Raw genomic sequence first — 10,919 nt, 5'->3', positions numbered from 1 at the left:
CAGACCGGTCGACTGTGGTCGACTGGTGAACGAAACACACACCACACGCCTGTGACGCGCCATGTGTGCGTGACACGCGTGTGTGATGGCATCCACTATGTACTTCTGAAACAACACCAGCACCCCTGCCGGCAAGCCGCGGGGGGTGTGCGGGACAGTTTCATAGAGTTACGGCGGCTATAGCGGTGGGGAAACGCCCGGTCCCATTCCGAACCCGGAAGCTAAGCCCACCTGCGCCGATGGTACTGCACTGTAATGGGTGTGGGAGAGTAGGACACCGCCGAACACCATTGTTCAGCAGAGCCCCGGACCGGGTAACACCGGCCCGGGGCTCTCCTGCATTCCACACCCGTATCGAAACGGACTCGGCGGTGGCACCGGTCGGATTGGCGACATCCGCAGACCAGCGAATAGATTGGGAACTTATGAGCAACAGCGGTGCTGCACGACGGCGAGGTGGTAATCGACAGGATCGATCCCCGCGGACCGGCCGTCGCGGCGACGCATCGGGGCCGCGGATCCCCGACGACATCACGGCGGCTGATCTCGCGCCGGACGTGCGACGAGATCTGCAGGCCTTGGACAAGCCCACGGCCGACCGTGTGGCGCGGCACCTGGTCGCGGCATCGGCGCTGATCGACGGCGATCCGGAGGCAGCGCTCGACCATGCCCGCGCGGCACGGGCCCGGGCCGCGCGGATCGCCGTCGTGCGGGAGACCGCGGGAATCGTCGCCTACACCGTCGGCGAATGGCAGGAGGCCATCAGCGAACTCCGCGCGGCGCGCCGGATGAGTGGTGACGAGTCATTGGTGGCGCTCATCGCCGACAGCGAGCGCGGCCTCGGTCAGCCGGAACGGGCGCTCGAGATCGCCGACGGAGCCGATGTCACGGAACTGTCGGACGACGCCGCCGTCGAACTCGCCGTGGTCCGGGCCGGCGCGCTCATCGACTTGGGGCGGCCCGAAGACGCGGTGGGGGGCCTGGCGACCGAGGATCTGCGTCCCGGCAGGACGGGAACGACCGCGGCCCGGCTGTTCTTCGCTTACGGCTCGGCCCTCGAAGCGGCGGGGCGCCGTGGCGAGGCCATCACCTGGTTCCAGAACGCTGCGGCCGCGGACGTCGACGATCAGACCGATGCCGAGTTCCGCCTGATGGAACTCGTCGGGGACGGCGGCGTCGCGCCGGCCTCGCCGACGGGAGCCGAACGGGACGCGGGAACGCTGAACACGCTGTACGACGCGCTGATGTTCGACCTCGACGGAACGTTGTACACCGGGGCGACCGTCCTGCCGCACGCGGTCGAGGCCGTGCGAGAGGCGGCGGCCGACGTCCTCTTCGTGACGAACAACGCGAGCAGGTCGCCCGAACAGGTGGCGGCACACCTGACCGAGAGGGGCTTCCCCGCGGACGCCGACCGCGTCGTGACCAGCGCGCAGGCCGGTGCGCGTCTGGTGGCCGACACCGTCGGAGCGGGAGCCCGAGTTCTGGTGGTCGGTGCGGACGCGCTGCGTTCCGAGATCACGAAACTCGGGTTGACCGTCGTCGGGAGCGCGGACGACGAGCCGGATGCCGTGGTTCAGGGGCATTCCCCCGATACCGGATGGGCGGAGCTGTCCGAGGGAGCGCTGGCGATTCGTGCCGGCGCGACCTGGATCGCGACGAACCTCGACTCGACGCTTCCCACCGAACGCGGACTCCTCGTGGGCAACGGCTCGATGGTGGCGGCCGTGGCCCATGCGACCGGCATTCGGCCCGCGGTCGCCGGTAAACCCGGCGCGCCGATCATGCGCGACGCCCTCTCCCGCACCGGCGGACGGCGGCCGCTGATGGTGGGCGATCGCCTCGACACCGATATCGAGGCCGGCCACACGGTCGGCGTCGACACGCTCCTGGTGCTGACGGGGGTCACGCGGGGCCCCGAACTGCTGGCGGCCCCGCCGCAACAACGACCGACCTACATCGCCACCGATCTCGACGGGCTGAATCGCGCCCCCGAAGACGTCGAGATCGGCCCGCGTCCCCAATGGCGGATCGAGGTGAACGGTGAGCACGTCTCGGTGGGGTACCGCGGGGACGACGCGCCAGACGGGGACGATGTGCAGACGCTCGCCGCGGCCCTGGCCCATGCGGTGTGGACGGCCGACGTCGGTGCGTTCGATCTGCGGATCGCGGCTGACGACGAGCGCTCGGCGGCGGTCCTGGACCGGCTGGGCGTCACCGCCTTGCGATAGCCTGGGCAGGTCATGACAGATCAGTACGCAGCAGACGAACGGGACGCAGGGTCCGATCGGCCGGTGCTCGACGAGGCGGCGAACCTCCTCGAGGAGGCCGAGATGGTGCGTGCCGCCGCCGATGCGATCGACCTGGGAGCGTTGAGCCGGCAGGCGGAGCTGCTGACCGCGGCGCACGATCGGCTGGCATCCGCACTGGAGAACGCCGGCCGTGGCTGAGCGGGTCGGGGCACGGCGCCCACGCCGTCGGAGTCGCTGATGGCGGCGCGTGTACGACTCGACGCCGAACTCGTGCGGCGCGGTCTGGCCCGGTCGCGCGACCAGGCGCGGGAACTCATCGACACCGGTCGAGTGAAGGTCAACGGCACGCCGGCGGTCAAGGCCGCCACGAATGTCGGCAAAGACACCCCGGTCGTGGTGGTCGACGGTCATCGCGACGACTGGGCGTCGCGCGGTGCGCACAAGCTGCTCGGCGCGCTGGAGGTGTTCGAGCCGCGCGGTGTGACCGTGGAGGGCCGCCGCTGTCTCGATGCCGGTGCGTCGACCGGCGGCTTCACCGACGTGCTTCTCCGGCGCGGTGCCGGCGAGGTGGTCGCCGTCGACGTCGGATACGGACAACTCGTCTGGCGCCTGCAGTCCGACGATCGCGTCCACATCCACGATCGCACCAACGTCCGCCACCTGAGTCCCGCGATGATCGGCGGTCCGGTGGACCTGGTCGTCGGCGACCTCTCGTTCATCTCGCTGCACCTCGTGCTCCCCGCAGTGGCGGCCTGTCTGAAGCCGGGTGGCGATGCACTCCCGATGGTGAAGCCGCAGTTCGAGGTCGGCAGGGACCGGGTCGGCGCCGGCGGCGTCGTCCGCGACCCGGTGCTGCGGGCCGACGCCGTCGAGGAGGTGGCGGCGGTGGCCGATCGGCTGGGACTCGACACGCGCGGCGTGACGGCGAGCCCGCTGCCGGGGCCCTCGGGAAACGTCGAATTCTTCCTATGGCTTCGCAAACGCGAGGGGAGCGTCGCTCCGGGCGTAGCGGATCCCGGCGACGGGCCCGAGGTGACCTATGCCGTTCCGCCCGCCGAGTGGGTCGACGCCGATCACGGTCACGAGGTGCGCGCGATGATCGATCGGGCCGTCGCGGAGGGCCCGCGATGAGTGCCGGGGAAACGCTCAGCAGCGACATCCAAGGAAGGGACAGGCGATGACAGGTACGTCGAGACCGACATCGGACCGGACGTTTCTCGTCATCGCGCACACGGGTCGCGAGGAGGTCACCGAGACGCTGATGACGATCGCACGGCGGTGTGCCGCCGCGGGGATCGTCGTGCGGGTCGTGGATCACGACACGCGCCGACCGGCACCGCCGTTCGTGCAGAAGCGGCCCGTGGATCCCGAACAGCTGCGCGGCGCCGGGGCCACCGTCGAAGTCACTCACGCGGATGCGACCTCGGCCCAGGGCTGTGAACTCGTCCTGGTCCTCGGCGGCGACGGGACATTCCTCCGCGCGGCCGAACTGGCGTACCCGGCGGGAGTGCCGATCATGGGGATCAACCTCGGGCACATCGGCTTCCTCGCCGAAGCCGAAGCCCACGGGATCGACGAGGTGATGGATCGCCTCGTGGGCGGCGAGTACCGGGTCGTCGACCGGATGGTTCTCGATGTCACGGTCACCGATCCGGGGGGCACCGAGTCCCGCGGACACACGTGGGCCCTCAACGAGGTCGTCATCCAGAACACGTCGCACAACGGTGTTCTGGAACTGGTCACCGAGGTCGACGGTCGACCGGTCGCCGCATTCGGCGCCGACGGGCTGCTGGTCGCCAGTCCCACGGGGTCGACCGCCTACGCGTTCTCTGCGGGCGGCCCGGTGATGTGGCCCGATCTCGAAGCGATCCTCGTGGTTCCGAGCAACGCGCACGCGCTGTTCGCCCGGCCGATGGTCACCAGTCCCCGGTCGCGGGTGGCCGTCGAGGTCCACGGGGACGGGCGGGACGCGGTCGCCCTCTCGGACGGCCGCCGGATCGTCGACGTGCCGGCGGGGGCACGCGTCGAGGTGGTCCGCGCACAGCGTTCCCTCAAATGGATCCGAATCAACTCCGAACCGTTCGCCGACCGTCTCGTCACCAAGTTCTCGCTTCCGGTCACCGGGTGGCGGGGAAGGAGCTGAGTAGTCGTGCTCGAAGAGCTGTCGATCACCGGACTGGGCGTCCTGGAGTCCGCCGCGGCCGGCTTCCCTCCGGGATTCACCGTTCTCACCGGTGAGACCGGTGCGGGAAAGACGATGATCGTCACGAGTCTCCGTCTTCTTTCGGGAGGTCGAGCCGATGCGGGTCGCGTCCGGATGGGCGATGAGAAGGCCGTCGTCGAGGGGCGGTTCCGCATTCCCGGAGAACGTCCGGAGATCGTGTCGATTCTCGAGGACTCCGGCGCACAACTCGACGACGACGACACCGTGATCGCCGTCCGGACGGTCTCGGCCGACGGACGGTCCCGCGCCTACCTCGGTGGTCGGTCGGTGCCTGCGGGCGTGTTGGGCCGGCTGACCGGGGAGCTTCTCGCCGTCCACGGGCAGAACGATCAGCTTCGGTTGATCCGTCCGGAGCAGCAGCGGGCGGCGTTGGACCGGTTCGCCGGCCCAGCGGCCACGACGGCGCTGCAGCGCTATCGGTCAGCGCGGTCCCGATGGGTGGCCCTCCTCGATGAGGTGGACGCGCGTCGTGCCGATTCGCGTGAACTCGCGCAGGAGGCCGACCGGCTCCGATTCGGTGTCGACGAGATCGACGCGGTGGCACCGCTTCCCGGTGAAGACGCGGACCTGGCGGCGACGATTCGCCGGATGACCGACCTGGAGGACATACGGACCTCGGCGGCGCAGGCGCAGAGCCTCGTCAGCGGTGCGGACGGCACCTCGGTGGTCGATGCGCTCGGGACGGTCCGCTCCCTGGTGGAGTCGGCGTCGGACCAGGCGTTGCGGGACTTCGCCGCGCGTGTGGAGGAGGCGCTGACCGTCGTCACCGACATCGGTGCCGAGCTCACGGCGTACCTCGGCACCCTGCCCGATGATGCCGCGGATCTCGACGCCCTGCTCACCCGTCAGGCCGAGCTGAAGACGCTGACGCGCAAGTATGCGCCCGACATCGACGGCGTCATCGCATGGCGTGATGAGGCTCGTCGGCGTCTGGCGGTGATCGACGATCCCGAGGGGGCGATCGACGAACTGGAGAAGCAGGCGGAACTGGCTCGCGAGGAGGTCGCGGGCCTGGCCGCGACCGTGCACGACCTGAGGTCCCGTGCCGCGGCCTCGTTGGCGAAGCAGGTCTCGACGGAGCTGACGGGGCTCGCGATGGGCGGCAGCAGTCTCGACGTCTCGGTGACGCTGCTCGATCCGGATGACGACCGTCTGCGGATCGAGGTCGACGGGCGGGGGACGACGGCGGCGGCCGATGGCGCCGACCGCGTCGAATTCGGGTTGGTCGCACACCGCGGTGCGCGACCGCTGCCGATCGCGAAGTCCGCGTCGGGGGGCGAGCTCTCGCGGGTGATGCTCGCACTCGAAGTGGTGCTCGCGACGCCCGACGAGGGCGGGGTGATGGTCTTCGACGAGGTCGACGCCGGTGTCGGTGGTTCCGCTGCCGTCCAGATCGGTGCGCGGCTGGCGCGGTTGGCGCGACGTCACCAGGTCATCGTCGTCACGCATCTGCCGCAGGTGGCTGCGTTCGCCGATAATCACCTGGTCATCGGGAAGTCCGGCGGGGGCGTCGAGGGGAGACAGACGTCGACGCTGACGGCGCTCGACCGTGACGCCCGGATCGCGGAGCTCGCGCGCATGCTCGCGGGTCTCGGCGATTCGGAGACCGGCCGGGCACATGCGGAGGAGTTGTTGACGACGGCGGAGCGGGAACGCGCGCAGGAGTGACCCGCCGCTGATACGTCTGTGACGAAAGTTGACATTGTTACGGCGCGCCTCCGTGTGACTGATGGTTCGTGTGGTCACTATGGGACCCATGAGGATGCCAGCTCTGCTCTCGCGTACCACTGAGACCCTCCCCGGAGTCGTCGGGATCGCCCGGATCGACAAGGACGCCAAACGCCTGGTGAACCGCGTCGATCACGGGGCGATCGTGATTCTCGACCAGGTCGACCTCGACCGAGTGACGGCCGACGCGCTGGTGGAGGCGGAGGTCGCCGCCGTCGTCAACGCGTCTGCGTCGATCACCGGTCGCTACCCGAACCTCGGTCCCGAGGTGCTGGCGGCCTCCGGGATCCCGCTGCTCGACGAGGTCGGCCCGGAGGTGTTCGCGCGGGTCAAGGACGGCACCAAGGTCCGCCTGCACGGCGGCAAGCTCTACATCGGCGAACGCGTGGTCGCGCGCGGGCAGGAGCTCGGCGAACGAGAGGTCGCCGACCTGATGCTCGACGCCAAGACCGGGCTCGTCGATCACCTGGAGGCGTTCTCGGGCAACTCGATCGAGTTCATCCGCTCCGAGTCGCCTCTGCTCATCGACGGCGTCGGCGTTCCGCGGATCGACGTGAAGCTCGACGGCCGGCACGTCGTCATCGTCGCCGACGGCTCGGACCGGAGCCTCGACCTCAAATCGCTCAAGCCGTTCATCAAGGAGTACCAGCCGATCCTCATCGGCGTGGGCTCGGGCGCCGACACGCTCATGAAGGCCGGTTACCGACCATCGGTGATCGTGGGAGACCCCGACGACATGGCGACCGACACGCTCAAATGCGGTGCCGAGGTGGTCCTGCCCGCCGACCCCGACGGTCACGCCCCCGGACTGGAGCGCATCCAAGACCTCGGCATCGGTGCGACGACCTTCCCGGCCGCCGGTTCGGCGACCGACCTCGCGCTGCTCCTCGCCGACTACCACGGTGCCGACCTCATCGTCACCGCCGGCTACTCGGGATCGCTGAACGACTTCTTCGACCGGTCCCTGCGCGATCAGATCCCATCGCGGTTCCTGACCCGCCTCAAGGTCGGCTCCAAGCTGGTCGACGCCAAGGCCGTGGCGACGCTGTACCGCAGCCGTGTGAGCGGCACCGTGATGGCCATGCTGATGATCGCGGCCCTGCTCGCGATCATCGTGGCCGTCGTCGTCGTCCAAGGCGGCGGCGCGGCCGCCAGCGATTGGATCGTCGACCAGTGGAACTCGCTGACCGACTGGGTCAGTGGGGTGTGGAACTCCCAGTGATCACGATGCGCCAGCACGCGGTCTCGATCATCGCGGTGTTCCTGGCCCTGGCTCTCGGACTCTTTCTGGGGTCCGGATTCATCGGCGATCGGATGAATGCGCTCACCGGCACGGACCGCGATCGCATCGGCACGCTGCAGGACGAGAACGACACCCTCAGCACGCGGACGGGGAACGACGCCGCGTTCCAGAAGGCCATCACCGGACGTCTGGTGAAGGGGGCGCTGGACAAGCGCTCGGTCCTTCTGGTGACGGCGCCGAACGCCGCGGACGCCGACGTCGAATCGTTGACGACCCTCGTCAACGAGGCCGGCGGGACGGTCTCCGGTCAGCTGGCGCTCAGCGACGCCCTGGTCCGTGACGAGAGCGCGTCGAAACTCCGCACGATCGTGGACCAGTCGATACCGTCCGGCGCTCAGCTGCGCGTCCAATACACCGACTCGGGTTCGCGGCTGGGCGATCTCCTCGGCGTGACGCTGCTGAAGCGCGACGGGCAGCGACCGGCCTCCGAATCGGATCGAGGCACGGTGCTCAGCGCTCTGCGCGAGGGCGGCTTCCTCGAGTTCCCGCACGGCTCGATCACACCCGCCGACCTGGTCGTCGTCGTCACCGGCGACGGTCTTCCCGAGGACTCGGGGGCGCAGGGACAGTTGATCGGTCGGTTCGCGGCGGCGATGACGGCCCGCGGAGCCGGAGGTGTGCTCGTCGGGCGGACCGGCTCGGCGGAGGGCGGCTCGCCGATCGGCGTCGTCCGCTCGGATCCGTCGCTGGGCAACGCGGTGAGCACGGTCGACAACCTGGGCCAGGAGACCGGCCGCATCACCACGATCCTCGCGCTGCAGGAGGAGCAGCACGGTCGGACCGGAGCGTACGGGACGGCGCAGGGCGCGACGGTCATCACCGTCGGGGCCGAACCGGTCAAGTGATCGCGCGGTCGACGGGTCTCGGCGCGATCGGCCCGCCCCGTCGGCCACGACACTCCGGAGGACGCGGGGATTCACCGCTCGCCGCGGAGCGTGGGGCAGTTGCTGTTAGGCTGAAGTCCCGTAGGTATTCGGGCATGGGAAGCCTGAAGACGCCCGACGGGAGAAAAATTGCGATCACTGCGTGACCAGCGCGCCGAAGCCAAGCACATATTCGTGACCGGCGGTGTCGCCTCGTCACTCGGTAAGGGGCTGACGGCCTCGAGTCTCGGCCAACTTCTCACCGCTCGCGGAATGCGGGTGACGATGCAGAAGGTCGATCCGTACCTCAACGTCGACCCGGGCACGATGAACCCGTTCCAGCACGGAGAGGTCTTCGTCACCGAAGACGGTGCTGAGACGGACCTGGACATCGGCCACTACGAGCGTTTCCTCGATCGGGAGCTGTCGGGAACCGCGAATGTCACCACCGGGCAGGTGTATTCGACCGTGATCGCCAAGGAGCGACGCGGTGAATACCTGGGCGACACCGTGCAGGTGATCCCGCACATCACCGACGAGCTCAAGGCACGCATGCTCGCGATGCACGACGCCGACGATCACGGGGAGGTCCCCGATGTGGTGATCACCGAGATCGGCGGGACCGTCGGCGACATCGAGTCTCAACCCTTCATCGAGGCGGCGCGTCAGATCCGTCACGACCTCGGCCGTGGAAACGTGTTCTTCCTGCACGTCTCGCTCGTTCCGTACCTGGCGCCGTCGGGCGAACTCAAGACCAAGCCGACCCAGCACTCGGTCGCTGCACTGCGCAATGTCGGCATCCAGCCCGATGCGCTCATTCTGCGCTCCGACCGCCCGGTGCCCGAGCCGCTCAAGAAGAAGATCGCGCTCATGTGCGACGTCGACATCGACGGAGTGATCTCGACCCCGGATGCGCCGTCGATCTACGACATTCCGAAGGTTCTGCACGCCGAGCAGCTCGACGCCTACGTGGTGCGGCAGCTGGGACTGCCGTTCCGCGACGTCGACTGGACGGTGTGGGGCGACCTCCTCGGTCGAGTGCACTCGCCGCGGGAGACGGTCAAGGTCGCCCTGGTCGGCAAGTACATCGATCTGCCCGACGCCTATCTGTCGGTGACCGAGGCGATCCGGGCCGGCGGTTTCGCCCACCACGCGCGCACCGAGATCTCCTGGATCCCGTCCGACGACTGCGAGACCCACGAGGGCGCGCACGCCGCACTCCGCGACGTCGACGCCGTCCTGGTCCCCGGTGGATTCGGCATCCGCGGAATCGAGGGCAAACTCGGCGCGATCCGTTACGCGCGGGAGAACGGCATCCCGCTGCTGGGACTGTGCCTCGGACTCCAGTGCGTGGTGATCGAGGCGGCGCGATCCGCCGGACTGGCAGACGCCAGCTCCACCGAGTTCGACCCCGAGACGCCGTCCCCGGTGATCGCCACGATGGCCGATCAGGAGGCCGCGGTCGCCGGGGACGCCGATCTGGGCGGCACCATGCGCCTGGGCGCCTACCCGGCGCAGTTGACCGCCGGGTCGCTCGTGGCCAAGGCATACGGGGCGACGGAGATCAGCGAACGGCACCGCCACCGGTTCGAGGTCAACAACGCCTACCGCGACGCCGTCGCCGCATCGGGGCTGCAGTTCTCGGGAACCTCCCCGGACGGGAACCTCGTGGAGTTCGTCGAATACCCACGCGACGTCCACCCCTTCCTCGTCGCGACGCAGGCGCATCCGGAGCTCAAGAGCCGCCCGACGCGACCCCACCCGCTGTTCAAGGCGTTCATCGAGGCGGCCCTGAAATACAAGACCGCCGTGCGACTCCCGGTGGAACTCGACGGATACGACGCGACCGGCATCGACGACGACCCGGCGAGCGACGCATGAGCGCGCACCGGAGAACGGTGAACGGACCCCGCTGATGGTGGACCCGGGATCGCACCGGTTCGTGACGCACGCGTCGCGGACGGCGTACGAGGGCGCGATCCTGGCGCTGCGCATCGACGAGGTGGAGATGCCGGGCGGCGACGTGGCGCGCCGCGAGGTGGTGGAACACGACGGAGCGGTCGCGGTCGTCGCGCGCGACGACGACGGTCGGATCGCGATGGTTCGCCAATACCGTCACCCCGTCGGTCGTCGACTGCTGGAACTGCCCGCCGGACTGCTCGACGGAGGACCCGGCGAGAGCCCGCTGGACGCGGCGCGCCGCGAGTTGGCCGAGGAGACCGACCTGGCGGCGGAACGCTGGCGGGTCCTGGTCGACCTCGTGTCGTCGCCGGGTTTCACCGATGAATCGGTCCGCGTCTTCCTCGCCGAGGAATTGTCGGTGATCGCACCCGCCGGTCGCATCGACGAGGAGGCCGACATGACCGTCGAATGGCTGGCACTCGACGAGGCGGTGGCGATGGTGATGCGCGGCGAGATCGTCAACGCGACCGCGGTCGCCGGGCTCCTCGCGACCCTGGCCGCGGACCGGTCCGGCGAGGCGCCGCGGGCCGTCGACGCTCCGTGGCGGGACCGGCCGACGGCGCGCTCGACGCGTCTGCGGGAGTGAC

At 69.3% G+C, this 10,919-nt stretch carries 9 protein-coding genes and 1 rRNA gene; all 10 read left to right on the top strand.

The genetic code is table 11. The features are described 5' to 3' along the window. The first annotated feature begins 169 nt into the window (after positions 1–169). The 10 genes from rrf (at position 170) to G528_RS0105145 (ending at position 10,918) form a co-directional block, all read left to right on the top strand. A 5S ribosomal RNA gene (gene rrf / locus G528_RS0105190) occupies positions 170–286 on the top strand. A gap of 139 nt (positions 287–425) precedes the next feature. Further along, positions 426–2,231: an HAD-IIA family hydrolase gene (locus G528_RS0105185; RefSeq protein WP_026918054.1), complete on the top strand. Its 1,806-nt coding sequence runs from the start codon at positions 426–428 to the stop codon at positions 2,229–2,231. A 12-nt stretch (positions 2,232–2,243) separates the two neighbouring features. Then, on the top strand, positions 2,244–2,450 hold the full coding sequence (locus tag G528_RS16435) for a hypothetical protein (protein WP_035718898.1): 207 nt from the start codon (positions 2,244–2,246) through the stop codon (positions 2,448–2,450). Between the two features lie 39 nt (positions 2,451–2,489). Then, a complete protein-coding gene (locus G528_RS0105175) occupies positions 2,490–3,383 on the top strand; it encodes a TlyA family RNA methyltransferase (RefSeq protein WP_026918053.1) in 894 nt (297 codons plus the stop codon). 46 nt (positions 3,384–3,429) lie between these two features. Next, positions 3,430–4,395 carry an NAD kinase gene (locus G528_RS0105170; protein WP_026918052.1) on the top strand — a complete coding sequence of 322 codons (966 nt, stop codon included), beginning with the start codon at positions 3,430–3,432 and terminating at the stop codon, positions 4,393–4,395. 6 nt (positions 4,396–4,401) lie between these two features. Further along, entirely contained in the window at positions 4,402–6,144 is a 1,743-nt protein-coding gene (gene recN / locus G528_RS0105165) for a DNA repair protein RecN (protein WP_026918051.1), read from the top strand. Between the two features lie 94 nt (positions 6,145–6,238). After that, positions 6,239–7,426, top strand: coding sequence for a putative cytokinetic ring protein SteA (gene steA, locus G528_RS0105160; protein WP_026918050.1), 1,188 nt, complete (start codon positions 6,239–6,241; stop codon positions 7,424–7,426). Next, complete coding sequence (locus G528_RS0105155) at positions 7,423–8,352, top strand: copper transporter (RefSeq protein ID WP_026918049.1); 930 nt, start codon at positions 7,423–7,425, stop codon at positions 8,350–8,352. Before steA ends, G528_RS0105155 begins: the two co-directional genes overlap by 4 nt. 168 nt (positions 8,353–8,520) lie before the next feature. Continuing rightward, positions 8,521–10,251: a CTP synthase gene (locus G528_RS0105150; RefSeq protein ID WP_026918048.1), complete on the top strand. Its 1,731-nt coding sequence runs from the start codon at positions 8,521–8,523 to the stop codon at positions 10,249–10,251. A gap of 34 nt (positions 10,252–10,285) precedes the next feature. Next, a complete protein-coding gene (locus tag G528_RS0105145) occupies positions 10,286–10,918 on the top strand; it encodes an NUDIX domain-containing protein (protein ID WP_026918047.1) in 633 nt (210 codons plus the stop codon). Position 10,919 lies beyond the last annotated feature (1 nt).

Source organism: Gordonia shandongensis DSM 45094, assembly GCF_000423025.1.
Classification (GTDB): Bacteria; Actinomycetota; Actinomycetes; order Mycobacteriales; family Mycobacteriaceae; genus Gordonia; species Gordonia shandongensis.
The sequence above is the reverse complement of the archived record's forward strand: the minus strand, read 5'-3'. Positions and strand labels throughout refer to the sequence as shown.

What these genes read in the sequence shown, in the direction of transcription:
- G528_RS0105185 (WP_026918054.1), top strand. Translation starts at nt 426, where the DNA reads ATGAGCAACAGCGGTGCTGCACGACGGCGAGGTGGTAATCGACAGGAT.
- G528_RS16435 (WP_035718898.1), top strand. Translation starts at nt 2,244, where the DNA reads ATGACAGATCAGTACGCAGCAGACGAACGGGACGCAGGGTCCGATCGG.
- G528_RS0105175 (WP_026918053.1), top strand. Translation starts at nt 2,490, where the DNA reads ATGGCGGCGCGTGTACGACTCGACGCCGAACTCGTGCGGCGCGGTCTG.
- G528_RS0105170 (WP_026918052.1), top strand. Translation starts at nt 3,430, where the DNA reads ATGACAGGTACGTCGAGACCGACATCGGACCGGACGTTTCTCGTCATC.
- steA (WP_026918050.1), top strand. Translation starts at nt 6,239, where the DNA reads ATGCCAGCTCTGCTCTCGCGTACCACTGAGACCCTCCCCGGAGTCGTC.
- G528_RS0105145 (WP_026918047.1), top strand. Translation starts at nt 10,286, where the DNA reads ATGGTGGACCCGGGATCGCACCGGTTCGTGACGCACGCGTCGCGGACG.